The organism is Paenibacillus woosongensis (genome assembly GCF_009725165.1).
In the GTDB taxonomy this organism is placed as follows: domain Bacteria; phylum Bacillota; class Bacilli; order Paenibacillales; family Paenibacillaceae; genus Fontibacillus; species Fontibacillus woosongensis.
Window position 1 is genome coordinate 1,276,340 of the sequence record NZ_WNZW01000001.1, and the last position, 14,951, is coordinate 1,291,290.

The following is a 14,951-nucleotide window of genomic DNA, read 5'->3' on the forward strand; positions in this document are numbered from 1 at the left end:
CGCGCAATTCCAACCTCCCGAAAAATTGAATGATAAAGCGAAGTTATTTTATGAATTGCGCATGATAATGGATTCCAGCATATTGGCAACGTGCTCGCACGCATCTGTCGTCGTTTCGAGACGTTCGTAGATTTCCTTTTTCTTAATCAGAACGATCGGATCGGTTACTTTAGCGAACAGCTCTTTAATGCATATACGCAGCAGCTCGTCCCCCTGGTTCTCGAGATCGTTCAGACGAATCGTATGCTCGCGAATCGCCAGCAGCTTCTTCTGGGATAGCAAATGTACTGCTTTTTGAATTTCATAAGCAGAGGTACGCAGTATTTCCGCAAATTGAACAATATGCTCGTCCGGCTCGCTCAAATGATACATGAAGAAGCGGGAAGTCGTTGCTTCCAATCCATCCATCACATCGTCGAGCGTCGTCGTCAGGTTCATGATGTCATCGCGTTCAATCGGTGTAATAAACGTTTTGTTCAGTTCGACAATAATCGTGTGCGTAAAACCGTCACATTTCGACTCAAATTCCTTCATTTGCTTTGCGAATTGCTCTACATCCTTAAGCTCCGATACCTGCTGGGCGAAATAATCCGCCGAATGCACGATCGTATCCGCCATATTTTCTAACGTCTGGAAAAAGATATCCTTCTTTTTCGCTCGCATCTCTTATCCCCTTTTCTCTGCATGTGTTTCTGATACACTCGGATGACATAACCCTGAATATCTTAACACAATTAGCGACAACGTGAATACTTTTGTTACAAACATTTCACGTCTTCACATTATAATACCCCTTTGTTAGCGGTTCCTATCCCTTATATTGCATGAGAATGCAATACTTTCCTATTCTTCGACTCATTCAGCCGTAAAACGACTGTCAAATCCCGGTTCATTTGGCACAACGTTAATGTATGTAACTCCAGGGTAAAATGGAATTTCCGCATTATCCTTCACAAAACGGATAATATCGCCAGATTTCCGTATCCACTGGCCGCGAATCATGTTCCCGCGCTGAAAAATAACCGCTTCTCCGCCCGTTTCCAGGTTCACAGCCAGTCGGCCAACATCGTCCAGCACTTTATGGTCTGCTCCCATAATAACAACGTTGGCCGCAGTCAACTGGGTGCCTGTATCGAGATCGTTATGCGGCGCATCGTTAATGAATCGTTTGTACAACTTCGTACCGGGATCATATTCATAAGTTACCCGATAATTATTAAGTTGAAATTTAACCTCGACCTGTCCGGCCGGCAATCCTTCTCCCGGGTCCTCTTCATTGCGGAATGGATAGGTCGGAACAGCCTCCTCTTGCTCGGTTGCATAACCCCGTTTGGCCGCTCCCTCCAGCAGCTGCTCCAAATTGGTATACAGGTTATGAGGAGCCTTCCGCGATTTATCCCGCCAGAAATATGCACCAGCATTCGTAATCTCATCGAGATCCTCCTTGCGCTGCTGCTGAAGTATGGCAAACGCGTCATTGCTGGCTCCCGCATGGACAGTGACGGCGTGATGGCTTTCACCAAGATCGATCATATAAGGGCGTATGCTGCGCACCGGACCAATCCGGATCGTCTCGTCACCGCTTTGATAGATGGCGATCATCCGGGTCACCCCGCCCTCCGCCAGAACTTCATACACGATATCCGCTTGTCCCAAGCCGGATTGCGGCCTGGCGGCCGGGGCGTTGTTAATCATTACTGCGAACGGCCTCCGGGTAATTGGGTCCTCTACCGGAAGGCCGGTCAGCGGCGCCTTAAAGACTACCGGCGGTTCCTCCACAACCGGCTCCTCCATTTGCACAGGGATGTCCTCTACCTCGTTCCCGCCTATGACGGCAGCTTTCCCTTGCCCGCAAGCGGGTATAATAAATAAGCTAGACAACAATAAGAGCAGCAGCGCATGTTTCGATCGTTTCGATCTATTTGAGTATTTCAAAATCATATCCTCCGAGCACCATGTTTTTCCTCATATTATACGCTGATTGTCCATATGTCGAAAAGACTTCAGCCAAAGAAAAAACAGTGCCGTTGTTTACGGCACTGTGCTTGAGAGTCCTGCGGATATGAATTATCCTGTATCAGACGCCTTACTATATCATCCAGTGCTGCCAGTCGCTCTGGACAGCTTCCAGCTGATTCAGCCACTCCTTCGTCTTCAGCAGCAATTGACTGCGATGCTCGCCGGAGGAATAGGTGTGATCAGCCTGAAAAATAATTTCCTTATCGCAGCGGCCTTCCGGACGCATCCAGAATACCTTCTGGAACAGGAACGCATAATCGACGGGGATTGCATCATCTGAAGTGCCGTGAATAACAAGCACGTCCCCGCTAAACTTAATCGCCTCCTGGAACGGCTGATAGGTGCCAAGCGAGTCAAAGAACACCGGGCTGAATCCGTAACCGAGATAATCGGCGACACCTTTCTCCTGCGCTTCATCGTAGACGTTCCGGCCCGTAATTTTAACGATGTCATTGAAAGGATAGCCGACAGAAGACCACAGAATAAGCTTCTTGACGCGGCGGTCGCGCACGGCGGTAAGAAGTGCGATCGCGCCTCCGAGGCTGTGCCCGATAAGAATGACCCGCGTCGGATCAATGTCCCCGCAGCTTAATCCGTAATCCAGAACCGTGCGCGTCTGGGCAATCATGGAGTCAATGCCTTCCTGTCCGTACTCTCCGCTGCTCTCTCCGCAGCCGATATAATCGAACCGGACAACTAGATTGCCCTCGGCGGCCAGCTCGCGGGCCGCCTTCACAAACAAGCGATCCACGCCAATCCGGCTGCCGACGAATCCATGGCAGATGATGATCAGCGGCACGCGGTCCTTGCAGCGCCCCTCTCTCTTGCCCGTCTCGCCTGGGTAATGAATACTGGCCGTTATTTTCTCTTCTCCATGATTAATCACGATTTGCCGTTCCATCCACTCAAGCCTCCCTTTATGCCATGCAATATATCAATTAATCCGATAAGTTTAATATGAATTATAAACTTATCTTAGCATCTCAGGAGGCTGAGTGTCAATCGTTTCCTGAATTAATCATAATACTGCCGAAAATAGTTTTGGGTCAACTCCTGGCCTTCGCTGGAGCCGCCCCCCGGTATGTCCCCGGCAAGCCATGGCTCCTCGTCCTGCAGCGGCTGCTCCTGAGCCGCGAATTTCTCCTCGGCATCAATCTCCGTCACTTCTTCAAGACTGCCCCTCGATTGGCTATTCAGCAAATATTTCCGAGTCAGCTCCGAGTGGAACTTTCCCATGGCTGTGCACCTCGCTTCTTGTAATCTTGGAAGAAATGCCGCTCATTTCTTCCTGCTTTATAGTGTTGGAGGGACGGCGTATTTTTATTCCAGCTCCTTCGGTGATTCTCCAGACTCACTCCGGCGACACTTCCGAGGACCCTTGCGGGAGACGTGAAATATACAGTATACTACTGGAGAAAATCGGTAATTCACACACAGAATTGGGAGATTGCATAATTAGCCAATCCGCCTGGAAGGAGAGATTCATGTACATTCACGAAATGATCAGAGAGACGAATCAATTAAGAGGGCAGATGTCCCCGGCTAATGAGGCTTATTTCGGAGAAATGGTGATGTATTTTCGCTCCGGTTCCAGTTCGCTGACGGAGGCCAAGGGTGAAGAAGTTCTTCTAGAGCTAGCCCGGCGCATTATTAAAAATCAAGAAAAGAATATTTCCGCTGCCGAATTATTCGGCGACGATCCGAGAGCTTACTGCGAGCAGCTTGCGGATGACGTCATGATGAAAAAGCCGCGAACCTTGAAGGAAAAAATCAAATATTATACGATGATTCCCTGGGTCGCTCTGACTTGGGTATTCTTTATTTACATGCTCACTGGCTTCTTCAGCAAATGGTTTGGCGGAGAACTGGAATACACCCGGATCAGCACAGCTTCGCTGCTTGTCATCGCCGTTCTCTCGATCGCGCTTGTCGAAGGGGTTACCCGGTATCTCGGCCCGGGAACGAAGCGCAAAGCAGAGCAAGAGCAGGGGCAGGAGCATACCAAACCCCAGCCAGCGAAATTCGACCCGAAGACATTCGGGGTGTATATCGGAATTGTCGCAGCCGTGGCCGTAGTCGGCCTTGGATTAAACTGGCTGCTGCCCGCCTTCACCGTCTCACCTTGGGACAGCCTTATCATTTTCATGGTTGGCATTATCGGCAATAAGCTGATTTTCGGCCGAAAGAGCAAGTCTTAATACCATTCTACTGGGCACAGTACACACAAAGGGGCCAAGCAGCACATCCTGCTTGGCCTTTAAGCTGTGTATGCCAAAACATTGACAAAGCGATGACCATTTAGATACATTTGCAATTCCTGCATCATGTATACTACACAATGAGATTTTTAATTGAAGGAGTTGCTCAGTGTGCTTATCCAATATTTAAATAAATGCATATTATTTATGTTGATCGCCTTTACGCTTTCCGCTTGCGGCCATGCCAGCGAGAACGCCGCCGGCGATAATGCGGCCTCTGCGCCGGATGAGGGCCTGATCCATCTGGTCAAAGCAAATGACGTGATTATTTCCGCTTCTAAGCATACGGATTCGGATGTTTTCAGAGGGCTTACCGTTCAGGCCGGCCAGGTCAGCAAATATTTCGATTGGACCAATGTCACGAACAAGACATATTATCCCGCCGTTCATATCGCAGACATTAATCGCGACGAGCAGCATGAAATCATTATTATCCTGACCACGAGCTACGGAACAGGAATGAACGAACAGGAAATCCATGTGCTGAGCAAGGAGGACTTGTCTGAGCTGTCGCTTGAAGACCCTCTTCAGGCCATTAAAGACCAGGTAACCTCTGCTATCCAGCATGAGCAGAACCAAGTCAGGGTCAGCGTGACGACAGATACCGATCAGGTGGAACAAAACTACCTCGAGTCGGATGCAGTACTCTGGAATGAGGAGGTTTCGTTCGGCTCGTTCATCGGATACAGCGCTGCCGACGGCGTAATTACCGCTACTGTCCCGGGAAGCGTCTCCCCCGCAGCGTTTGCCGTAAACGCCATCCTGGAATACGGATCGGATCTCAGAGTTAGATCGATCAGCCTGGAGCCCATCGAGTAAATGCGAATGGGCTCTTCTATATTTCAACCTTCTTGCTCAATAAATAGTTGATCAGCAGCAGCATCAAGGCAAACATAGCTCCATCAAACAGCAGCTGCCCTATCTGCAGCATCGGCGCGCTCGACATGACCTGGGCGTTAATGGAATCATTGGAGGATTGTATAACACCTATGCTAAACAGCTTCGCGTCAAATCCGCCGAACAGCGCGCTCTCTACAAGGCTTAATACATATTGAATTACAAAAAATGCTATGATCCCCACCCATGTGCCGGCTTTGCCGCGCAGGCTGACGCTGGCCCCGATCGTCATCGACAAGAGGATCATCAGCATCAAATAGGTGAGCGTCCAGAAGATGGCGAAGATGAATTTAAACAATTCCAGCAGGCTGGTTACCATCATTTCCTCCGGCCACACCGGGGTCGAATGGACCAAACTAACATAAATATAATAGTGGAGCAAGACGATTCCCGCTAACACTGCAGTAAACAGCCACCACAGCACGATGCTGGATACGGCCGTCCAGACCGGACGAACCGGCAGCAGCCTGCGGCTATAAGCCTTTATATTATTCTCGAACGTCTTGGAGGCGATGATGATTAGAATGATCCCGGTCATCGTATACAACATAAAGGAGAGGACAAATATGATCGATTGCTCCCAACCCCTGACATTGCCTACGACCCCGATGACGATTTGCAGAAAAACCAGCACAGCGAGCAGCCCCAGCGACAAATTCGCATTTCGCTTCCAATCGTACTTAAGCAGCTTCAACATTACGCATACACCTCTTTGAACATGTCATCTACGCTTTTTCCATACTTCATCCGCAGCTCTTCTACCTCCTGCTGCATCACGACTTCACCCTCGCGGATAAAAATCACTTCATCAAAAATCCGTTCAATATCCCGCACGAGATGGGTAGAGATCAGCAGACTGCTGTCCTCGTTATAGAATTCGACGATTGCATCGAGAATTTTATCCCGGGCTACCGGATCCACCCCGCCGATCGGCTCATCCAGCAAGTACAGCTTGGCATTTCTAGATAAAGTCAAGGTCAGATGCAGCCGCTCGTTCATCCCTTTGGACAAGGAGGTGATTCGCTCCTTTTCATTCAGGTTCATGAAGTCGAGCATCCGGCGCGCCTTCTCTTCGTCAAAATCATGATAGAAATCCTGGTAAAACCTTACTGCATCACGGACCTTCATCCAGGATTCCGTCAACGGCTGATCCGGCATAAAGGACACGTCCGATTTCGTCTTCAGGCCGGCGGGAGTCCCAAGAACCGCAGCCGTTCCCTGCGACGGCTGGATCAGACCGGCCGCAACTTTCATGATCGTGCTTTTGCCGCTGCCGTTCGTTCCCAAGAGGCCTACGATTTTACCGGCCCCGACGGTGAATGACACCTCGTGCAATGCTTTTTTGGAACCATAGGATTTGGATACACTTTGAAATTCCAGTATATTTTCCACGATAATCGTTCCCCTTCTCATACTGATGATTCTTTGCTCATGCCTCTGCTCAGCAATATCAATCGTTTGAACGTTGTAGTTCGCTGGCCTCGCCTTGAACCGCTTCAGTAACGATTGCAGCGATATCCTCGCTTGAGAATCCGAGCTCCTGCATCCCGTGGATGAATCGTTCCAGCAAATCTCCGGCCATTTCCTTTTTAATCCTCATAATTTTCGATTCCTCACTTGTCACGTATCTTCCTAACCCTCTTCTAGTCTCTACAATCGCTTCCCGCTCCAGCTCCTGGAACGTCCGCTGCACGGTATTCGGATTGATTTGCAGCTCCACAGCAAGCTCGCGGACCGACGGAATTTTGTCTCCCGCCTTCAGCTTGCCCGTCACAATTTCTCTTTTGATATAGTCCATGATCTGCAAATAAATCGGCAAGTTATTATCAAATTCAATACTCACAATGTGTCGTACCCCTTTCCGCCCTATCCCATGGGGCAATGCCCCTTAGGCGACATCACGCTTCTTAAACGTAACAAAGCTGGCCCCGAGAAACAAGAACATGTAAACAGCCAATACGATGAGCGAAAAAGCCATAGTCATCCCCTCAAATGGCGGCCGGCCATTTGCATATACCGACAAATCGGCATTCGTGAACAGCAGATATTTCACGAACGAATATTTGGACAGCAGGGCAACGACGAGCCCTTCCAGCATCAGCAGCGTCATGCCGATGCCAATCGTCGCTCCGCTCGACCGGGTTAGCGTCCCGAGCATAAACGCGGCGGTCACATAAATGGCCATGTATACAGCATGGTACAGAGTGGCGCTAAGCAGATTGCCGAACCCGGCCATGTCTGAGAAGCCAAACATCACGCTGCCCGTGACCAGGCCGACGATTAGTGCAAACAGGGTTAGCGATAATGAATACAGCAGCACGATCGCATACTTGGAAGCCAGAATTTTGCTGCGGCTGACCGAACGGATCAACAGCAGCTTGATCGTTCCGCCGCTGAACTCCTTGGAGACGACGCCCGCCGTGCAGATGATGCTCAGCATCACAAGGAATTGTCCAAGACCATTCTTCGAGATAACCGCCTGCGCAAACTGCGGAGCCGTGAGGACGCTTTGCAGCCCGCCCATAAATTGCGTCATATAAGCCAAGAAAATAATGAAGGCTGCTATAATCGCATATGGCACGAAGAAGCTGCGCTTCTTGAACATTTTGAGCCATTCATTCCACACTAATTTACCAAAGCTACGCAATGTAATTTCCTCCCGTCCATTTAAGGAATTCGTCTTCCAGCGATTCCCGGCTCTCTTCCATGCGGTACAGCCCGATCCGCTCCTCGCCCAGCGCCTGTACCATGCGAGGTATATAACATTCCCGAACGGTAACCGCGATTTCCTTGCTCTCCGGCGCTATTCCTGTGATAATAACTTCCTCCATCCGCTGCAGTCTTTCCTTAGCCCGCACGGCATCATCAACCCGCAGCTTCAGTTTGGCGTACTCTGTTTCACTTTGATGCTCTTCGAGGCTTCGCACCGTCACGAGCTCGCCTTGCTGGATGACAATGACCCGGCTGCACATCAGCTCCATCTCCGACAGCAAATGGCTGGAGACCAGAATCGCGATCCCCTCATCCCGGGCGATTTGCTTCAAATAATCCCGCATTTCCCGAATGCCTGCCGGATCCAGGCCGTTCGTCGGCTCATCCAGGATAAGGATTGAAGGCCGGTGCAGCAGCGCCTGCGCAATTCCAAGCCGCTGGCGCATGCCGAGCGAGTATGCCTTTACCCTCTTATGCAGCGCCTGCTCGAGCCCGACGAGCTTCGCCACTTCCATGATTCGTTCCTCTGTAATGCCCTCCGCCATCCGCTGATACTGCTTCAAATTATCATAGCCGCTCATATGCCGGTAGAACTCCGGATTCTCTATGATCCCGCCGATATGGGCAATCGCTTCGGTGAAATTCCGGCGAATGCTCTTATCCATGACAAAAATATCGCCCTCGCTCATAGAAATTAACCCGACGATCATCCGAATCGTCGTCGTCTTGCCCGCTCCGTTAGGACCCAGCAGCCCGACGATTTCCCCTTTATGAATATCGAAGGACAATCGGTTCACGAGCAGCTTGCCTCCGATTTTCTTGCTGACCTGGTTCACCGAAAGCACCGTAGGATATGTCTTTAGTTCGTGTATGCTCATAATCCCACTCCCTTGTACTAGTGTTATAGTTGAATAGTACACTAGTGAATAATTACTGTAAAGCCCTTTTTAATTTTTCACAAAAAAAATACGCCGGGGAGCGTATCTCTCCAGCGCTAGACTGACAAGAACTGTTTATTATCGAAATTCCCCGCTAAACTCCGCCTTTTCCTCCTGAACATACCACTTGGATTGAGCCTGAAACATCCTGTGATATTCTCCTTGCAATTGAATCAACTCATTATGGTTACCAGATTCAACAATTTTTCCTTCTTTCATAACAATAATTCGATCAGCATTTCGGCAACTGCCTAGACGATGAGAAATAAAAATAGCTGTTTTTCCTTTAGATAGTGTCATGAACTGATCAAATATTGCAGCTTCAGCCAATGGATCTAGGGCAGCAGTAGGTTCATCCAAAATTACAATTGGAGCGTCACGAAAAAAAGCCCGGCTTATCGCCATCTTTTGCCATTGCCCTAAAGATAACTCCACTCCTCCTGAAAAATAGGGTCCTAATTGAGTATCGAAACCTAATTTTAAATCCTTAATGAAACCAAGCGCCCCTCCTTTTTCAGCCGCTCGAAATATCATCTCCTTATCCATCATTTTATCGACTCTCCCAACCCCAATATTTTCCTCCGCACTAAATTGGTATTGAACAAAATCTTGATACAAAACCGTGATATGATTTCGAAGCTCAGTTAAGTTTATTTGCCGGATATCAATATCATCGATTAATACTTCTCCCTCTGTCGCTGGATATAATCCAAGCAAACATTTTATTAACGTCGTTTTGCCACTGCCATTCTCACCGACAATTGCTATTTTCTCTCCTTGATTGATATGAAAGCTAACATTTTCTAATGCCTTTACATTCTGTTTAGGATACTTAAATGATAGGTTCCTGACTTGAATACCCTTAAATATTTTATTTGGAAAAGAAAACACTCTCCCAGCATGATCCTCCTCTGGTAGTTCCAAAAACGTGAACAAGGGGTTGGAGAATAAAGAATCTTCGTAAATGGCTCCCATTCTGAAGGCGATATCTTCCAATCCCCGTTGTACAGTGGTTAGTGTCTGGGTCATTGCTACATATGCTCCCATAGTTAACTTCCCTATAGCTCCTAACCAAATAAGTAAAATCATTACTGTTCCTGTTACTAATATTCCAAATGCATCTACAACAAAAACAGATACCGATGTTTTCTTTTCCAAATATAATTTTTCATATCCATTTTTCCAAAATAATTTACTCCATCTGTCTATAAAATATTTAGATAGATTAAAACTTCGCAATTCCTTCGCTGTTAACCTAGAACTCAACAAATCTAGTAAATATCCCGTTTTTCTTTCGACGGGAGTCTGCTCTAACATTTGCCGATATCTTAAATTCCCCATTGTAATATTCACAATTAGAGAAGGAATAATCAATAACAATACTCCTAATGCAAGCCCCCAATGAACAGCAGCCATTAAAATTAACATACTAAATAACATGACCGTATTCTGTAAAATAGAAAATACATTATCAATAAGATTAATCACTCTAACAGAATTCCCTGAAATTCGATAAAAATGATCGTAGTAATCTGAACTCTCCATATGAATTAGCGGTATTTTAGATGATTTTTCAGCTATTAGTTGATCAAAATGATATTGGGTTTTAATTCTTAATTTGGATAGAACGTATCGATCACATGCTTTAATTCCGGCAGAAGCCATAAATACTAACAACTGTAACCATAATGTGCTAAGAGGATTTAATATATAAGGAGATCCTTTTTCTAGCAGCAAAGTAATTTGGTTTACCAACTGAAGAGTTAACCATGTCTGCAATACCGGAATAAGAGCCTGAGAGATCCTTAACAAGAGGGTTGTACAGAGTAAGAATGGATCGATGGACCAAACAATGAGAAGCATTTTTTTTATGTATTGCACTGTTAACTTATATTTTCTGATTTTATCAGTACCCGTACTTTGTAACTCCTTATCGTTTAGCATCATGAATTAGCCTCTTTCAAATCATAAATTTATAAGGCTAAGGATACACATAATGTGTATCCTTAGTTACAAAGAAAATTAGCATTCACATACATACCACGTTCTGGATGTCGTATCGATAATTTGATTATTCGAATTATAAATACGACAGTATTCATTGTATTCTCTGATTTTAATACCGTAAGGACTACAGATACTTGAAGTACAAGTTGAAGCAGTATTACAATATGTCATTAGCTATCACCTCCTTTCTATATTTTTAATAAATTCTAGGATGCTTCACGAACCTGTGCGCCGATTTTAAGAAGTATATCCAGGTCTCTCAATCCATCATTAATGACCCCCTTAGACATAACAATACCTTCAGGAGAAATATAGTAAGCAAAGGGAAATTTCCGTGTTCTTGTAATCGTTAAATCTGCTTCAGTCAAGTGATAAATTGGATGTTTGATTTGAAGAATTTTTGCTTTTTGAATAACTTCTTCAGGTGTAGGCGATTCCATAAATATTGTTAGATCATAGTATGGGTGGCGCTCAGAAAACAATTTTAGACCCTGGTAAACACTCTCACATATTTTGCAATTAACTGACAGATAAACTATGATTAGTCCCCTGCTATTTCGTTCAGTCAAATTAATCATTTTACCGGAAACCTCTGTAAATTGAAGTACAGGAAATAACTCCCCCTGTTCTAATCCATAATCACTTAAAGGCAGAAATAGATCATTAATAACTGGATGCATGTTTGTGTTTGTGTTCGTGTTCATGTTAGTATTATTCACACTCATCGTTATGCTTTGTACTTTTTTATACAAGAAGACAATGGCAAAAAGAATACAAATAATACATGTCCACATCGTAAATATTGCAATCACAAGGAAGTTCTCCAATAAATTCACCCCTTACCCCTTATTTAAGATAACGCTTTCAAACAACTTTATAGTAATATTTATTAAACTGTACAACGTAAGTATTGAAATCGAAACATACAATGAACCTAAAATATCCTTCAATGGATAGTTCCATATATTTAATGTAGTACTAGATAAAAGCAGTACTGCCCCGCATAAGGCAAGAGCACAAACTTTTAATATCGTTCCCCAACCTAATGATTCACTTGTTACCCCGCCGAAACAATTGCAATCAATTAATTTATGTAAACTCATAGCTCTAACTGCAGCCCACAAAAATGACAGTAATAATATGACTAATAATATCAGGGCAAATATCAATAACTCTTTAAACAGAATGCTTATGCCAATAATTAGTTCAATAATGATAACTGTCATCGCTCCCAATTGTTTGACCATATTTATTGGCTCTAACTGATCTATGGTTTTCTGAAATGAGGTTAAGTTAAAAATTTTTGTAATAGAAGAAACAAACAATAACAACGAAATAAAAACTTGAAAATAAATAATCATATCCCCATTAACCTCCTCCTCTATCTAGTTGTTTCAAATGTCTAAATTCTATATTTTAAGCCAAATTATAGCATGATTACATATTTTCCATATATGCTTTATTCTTCCGATTCTTTGTTGAAAATCTTCGGATGTATCTAAAAAAGACTGCCCATATCAGGCAGCCTAGGATTTGATTTTCACTTGATCGCGATATTGCTTCGGGGTCATGTTTTCAAACCTTTTGAACATGCGGATAAAATAGCTCGTCGTTTGCAGGCCGATCTGCTCCGAAATGGCGTCCAGGCTCAGGCTGGAGCCTTCCAGCAGCTCCTTGGCCTTCTTCATGCGAAGCCGGGTGACATAATCGATGAAGGTGACACCGGCTTCCTCCTTGAATAGCACGCTGAAATAACTTGGATTCAGATGGACCTGCTGAGCCACTTCCTTAATCGTAAGTACGTCGGAAATATGCTCATCGATGTATTGAACCGCTTTGATCACATACTCGTTGCTCGTATGCAGACTAAGCGGGTCTTGACTCTGGCTCGTCTGGCCTTGCCGTCCATTTGCCGCACCCGCTTCATTTAGCTCAAGCTCGCTGAAATGCTGCTGCAGGCGCGCCCTTCGCTCTTTCGCCAGGCGGGCCTTGTTTAGCGCCTTCTCGGCCATCTTGATGAGCTCGGATTGCTGCACCGGCTTCAGCAGGTAATCGATCGCTCCCAGCCGCAGGCCCTGCTGGGCGTATTCGAATTCCGCGAACCCGGTGAGCAGTACGGCTGCGATCTCGTTTTTCTCCCTTCGCAGCGCCTCCAGCAGTTCAATACCGGTCATAAGGGGCATGCGAATATCGGTGATGAGCAGATCGTATTCCCGCTCCCGGAGCATGTTCAGCGCCTGCTGCCCGTTCTCCGCTGCGGCGATGTCGATCTTGCCGTCTCCCCATTGCTGCAGTGTGTAGGACACACCCATTCTCGTGTTGTATTCGTCATCAACGACTAGGATCGCCGGTATGCTCATCTCGATCCACCTCCTCCTGAGCCTGCTCGGCAGGAATCCTCACCTCAACAACGGTGCCTCCATTTTGCCGGCTTTCGATGCGAATACCGTAATCGGGGCCGTAATGGAACTGGATCAGCTTGCTGACATTGAACATGCCAATGCCTTTGCCGCTGGACATAAACGCCACATTCATATCGTTCTGCAGCCTTTCCCGAACGTCCGCCAGCTCGGCTTCACGCATGCCGACACCGTTATCGGCGATGAGGAACGAGACAATCCCGTCCCGCTCGCTTACCGTGAGCTCAATGATTCCTCCGCTTTCCAGCGGTTCAATGCCATGAACAATCGCATTCTCAATCAGCGGCTGAATCGTCAGCTTCGGAATTTTCAGCCCATGCACGGCCGGGTCGTCATGAATGTGGACCTGCAGCCGTTCATGCCAGCGCATCTTCATTATATAGACGTAGCGCCTGACCTGCTCCAGCTCCTCGGCTACAGTAACGAAGCCGTCCTCCCCGCTCGATTGAATACTGTAGCGGAACATATCGGCAAGCCGGATGACCATTTGGGCCAACTCGTCATCCCCTTTGCGGATATGGGCCCAGTATAGCGAATCCAGCGTATTGAACAGGAAATGCGGGTGAATTTGCGAATGCAGCGCTCTGATTTCGCTTTTGCTTTTGATCAGCTCTTTTTCATAAACCGACTTGATTAAATGGTTGATCTCCCGAACCATTTGATTATATTTCACGTTCAGCAGATTAACCTCACGATTGAAGTACGTTTCCGGATTCTCCTGCGGGTTCCCGCCTTTGCCCTTTTGCATCACCCTCGTCAGCCTTTTGATTGGCGACGTAATCAATAAAGACAGGTAATAGGAAAGGACCGCGAATACGACGATGCTAAGAACGCTGGCCCAGATGAGCACATCCTGCAGAAAATGGATTTCCTCCGTCAGAGCCGTCTTCAGAACCATAATCTCCAGCTGCCAGTCGGTCGTTTTGATCTTCCGCTGCACAGTGACATACTCCGCCCTGTTGATCGCATCCTCCTCCGGGGAATCGGATGAAGCCACAGCGCCTTCAGTTCCCGCCAGCGATATCTCGTTGCCATCGGCATCGAGCAGCCGCATGATGCTTCCCCTCGCTTTTGCGACATCCCTGCTGATGAAATCAACGAGGGAGGGCTTGATGCGAATGACCAAATATCCCCCGTTCTGGTAGTCCAGCTTCTCTACCTTGACCCGCCGGACCGCCAGCAGATCCTCCGGATTCTGGGGATCGCGGCCAATCCAGATCATCGCGCCAACCTGGTGAGCTTCATTCGCCTCCCGTACGTATCGTTCACCGACCCGGGCGGCAATATTCTGCTCGACAATCGGGTAAAGGCTGTTCTCCTCAGAGAACAGCTCGATTTCCCGGATCGTCTCCGAATATGCCGTTTTATCGATCAGAATCTTCCGCAGCTGCATTTTTTCGTCATAGGTTGTGGTTTCGCCCCGCAGTTCATCGGCAAGCTGATCCTGAACCCGCTCATCCATCGCAAGCTGCAGAGTCAGGACATTGATTTCGCTCAGCAGCGATTCCAACCGTCCGCTGGCCTGCTCCGCAATCTCGTCAATATAGCGGGAGGCGTTCTCCTTCTGCACCTTCGACAGCAAATAATAGAGGCTGCTGACCGTTAGCGACAACACGATAATCATCATGACGATGAATCCGACGAAAATCTGGCCTCTCGTCTTGTCCAAACCCATCTTGCTCAGCAGCCTCATATTTATT

Annotated in this window: 16 protein-coding genes; 2 read left to right on the forward strand and 14 right to left on the reverse strand. The window is 46.8% G+C overall.

Features of this window, described 5'->3' with window-relative positions:
• Positions 1–48 precede the first annotated feature (48 nt).
• The 4 genes from GNP95_RS05920 to GNP95_RS05935 form a co-directional block, all read right to left on the reverse strand.
• On the reverse strand, positions 49–663 hold the full coding sequence (locus GNP95_RS05920) for a DUF47 domain-containing protein (RefSeq protein WP_155609876.1): 615 nt from the start codon (positions 661–663) through the stop codon (positions 49–51).
• A 192-nt stretch (positions 664–855) separates the two neighbouring features.
• A complete protein-coding gene (locus GNP95_RS05925) occupies positions 856–1,881 on the reverse strand; it encodes a DUF3048 domain-containing protein (protein ID WP_230873676.1) in 1,026 nt (341 codons plus the stop codon).
• A 208-nt stretch (positions 1,882–2,089) separates the two neighbouring features.
• A complete protein-coding gene (locus GNP95_RS05930) occupies positions 2,090–2,920 on the reverse strand; it encodes an alpha/beta hydrolase (protein WP_155609878.1) in 831 nt (276 codons plus the stop codon).
• Positions 2,921–3,033: 113 nt separating this feature from the next.
• Positions 3,034–3,255 carry a hypothetical protein gene (locus tag GNP95_RS05935; RefSeq protein WP_155609879.1) on the reverse strand — a complete coding sequence of 74 codons (222 nt, stop codon included), beginning with the start codon at positions 3,253–3,255 and terminating at the stop codon, positions 3,034–3,036.
• Positions 3,256–3,503: 248 nt separating this feature from the next.
• Here GNP95_RS05935 and GNP95_RS05940 point away from each other — a divergent pair, with 248 nt between their 5' ends.
• A complete protein-coding gene (locus GNP95_RS05940) occupies positions 3,504–4,217 on the forward strand; it encodes a DUF1129 family protein (RefSeq protein ID WP_155609880.1) in 714 nt (237 codons plus the stop codon).
• Between the two features lie 171 nt (positions 4,218–4,388).
• A complete protein-coding gene (locus tag GNP95_RS05945) occupies positions 4,389–5,096 on the forward strand; it encodes a hypothetical protein (protein ID WP_155609881.1) in 708 nt (235 codons plus the stop codon).
• Between the two features lie 16 nt (positions 5,097–5,112).
• Here GNP95_RS05945 and GNP95_RS05950 read toward each other — a convergent pair whose 3' ends face one another.
• From GNP95_RS05950 to GNP95_RS05995, 10 genes are all read right to left on the reverse strand, one after another.
• Positions 5,113–5,871 carry a hypothetical protein gene (locus GNP95_RS05950; protein WP_155609882.1) on the reverse strand — a complete coding sequence of 253 codons (759 nt, stop codon included), beginning with the start codon at positions 5,869–5,871 and terminating at the stop codon, positions 5,113–5,115.
• Positions 5,871–6,587, reverse strand: coding sequence for an ABC transporter ATP-binding protein (locus tag GNP95_RS05955; RefSeq protein WP_155609883.1), 717 nt, complete (start codon positions 6,585–6,587; stop codon positions 5,871–5,873). Before GNP95_RS05955 ends, GNP95_RS05950 begins: the two co-directional genes overlap by 1 nt.
• A gap of 37 nt (positions 6,588–6,624) precedes the next feature.
• Positions 6,625–7,017 (reverse strand): GntR family transcriptional regulator, encoded by a 393-nt coding sequence (locus tag GNP95_RS05960; RefSeq protein WP_213594225.1) that lies wholly within the window; start codon positions 7,015–7,017, stop codon positions 6,625–6,627.
• Positions 7,018–7,062: 45 nt separating this feature from the next.
• On the reverse strand, positions 7,063–7,821 hold the full coding sequence (locus GNP95_RS05965; protein ID WP_155609884.1) for an ABC transporter permease: 759 nt from the start codon (positions 7,819–7,821) through the stop codon (positions 7,063–7,065).
• Complete coding sequence (locus GNP95_RS05970; protein WP_155609885.1) at positions 7,814–8,764, reverse strand: ABC transporter ATP-binding protein; 951 nt, start codon at positions 8,762–8,764, stop codon at positions 7,814–7,816. Before GNP95_RS05970 ends, GNP95_RS05965 begins: the two co-directional genes overlap by 8 nt.
• A gap of 138 nt (positions 8,765–8,902) precedes the next feature.
• Positions 8,903–10,771 (reverse strand): ABC transporter ATP-binding protein, encoded by a 1,869-nt coding sequence (locus GNP95_RS05975; protein ID WP_155609886.1) that lies wholly within the window; start codon positions 10,769–10,771, stop codon positions 8,903–8,905.
• 266 nt (positions 10,772–11,037) lie between these two features.
• Positions 11,038–11,583, reverse strand: coding sequence for a hypothetical protein (locus GNP95_RS05980; protein ID WP_196427083.1), 546 nt, complete (start codon positions 11,581–11,583; stop codon positions 11,038–11,040).
• A gap of 87 nt (positions 11,584–11,670) precedes the next feature.
• Positions 11,671–12,192: a MauE/DoxX family redox-associated membrane protein gene (locus GNP95_RS05985; RefSeq protein WP_155609888.1), complete on the reverse strand. Its 522-nt coding sequence runs from the start codon at positions 12,190–12,192 to the stop codon at positions 11,671–11,673.
• Positions 12,193–12,357: 165 nt separating this feature from the next.
• Positions 12,358–13,191 (reverse strand): response regulator transcription factor, encoded by an 834-nt coding sequence (locus tag GNP95_RS05990; RefSeq protein ID WP_155609889.1) that lies wholly within the window; start codon positions 13,189–13,191, stop codon positions 12,358–12,360.
• Positions 13,163–14,944: a cache domain-containing sensor histidine kinase gene (locus GNP95_RS05995; RefSeq protein WP_155609890.1), complete on the reverse strand. Its 1,782-nt coding sequence runs from the start codon at positions 14,942–14,944 to the stop codon at positions 13,163–13,165. Before GNP95_RS05995 ends, GNP95_RS05990 begins: the two co-directional genes overlap by 29 nt.
• Positions 14,945–14,951 lie beyond the last annotated feature (7 nt).

Excerpts from the sequence above, each read along its gene's own strand:
- GNP95_RS05995 (WP_155609890.1), bottom strand. The coding sequence starts at position 14,944 with ATGAGGCTGCTGAGCAAGATGGGTTTGGACAAGACGAGAGGCCAGATT.
- GNP95_RS05955 (WP_155609883.1), bottom strand. The coding sequence starts at position 6,587 with ATGAGAAGGGGAACGATTATCGTGGAAAATATACTGGAATTTCAAAGT.
- GNP95_RS05970 (WP_155609885.1), bottom strand. The coding sequence starts at position 8,764 with ATGAGCATACACGAACTAAAGACATATCCTACGGTGCTTTCGGTGAAC.
- GNP95_RS05935 (WP_155609879.1), bottom strand. The coding sequence starts at position 3,255 with ATGGGAAAGTTCCACTCGGAGCTGACTCGGAAATATTTGCTGAATAGC.
- GNP95_RS05950 (WP_155609882.1), bottom strand. The coding sequence starts at position 5,871 with ATGTTGAAGCTGCTTAAGTACGATTGGAAGCGAAATGCGAATTTGTCG.
- GNP95_RS05920 (WP_155609876.1), bottom strand. The coding sequence starts at position 663 with ATGCGAGCGAAAAAGAAGGATATCTTTTTCCAGACGTTAGAAAATATG.
- GNP95_RS05975 (WP_155609886.1), bottom strand. The coding sequence starts at position 10,771 with ATGATGCTAAACGATAAGGAGTTACAAAGTACGGGTACTGATAAAATC.
- GNP95_RS05990 (WP_155609889.1), bottom strand. The coding sequence starts at position 13,191 with ATGAGCATACCGGCGATCCTAGTCGTTGATGACGAATACAACACGAGA.
- GNP95_RS05940 (WP_155609880.1), top strand. The coding sequence starts at position 3,504 with ATGTACATTCACGAAATGATCAGAGAGACGAATCAATTAAGAGGGCAG.
- GNP95_RS05985 (WP_155609888.1), bottom strand. The coding sequence starts at position 12,192 with ATGATTATTTATTTTCAAGTTTTTATTTCGTTGTTATTGTTTGTTTCT.
- GNP95_RS05930 (WP_155609878.1), bottom strand. The coding sequence starts at position 2,920 with ATGGAACGGCAAATCGTGATTAATCATGGAGAAGAGAAAATAACGGCC.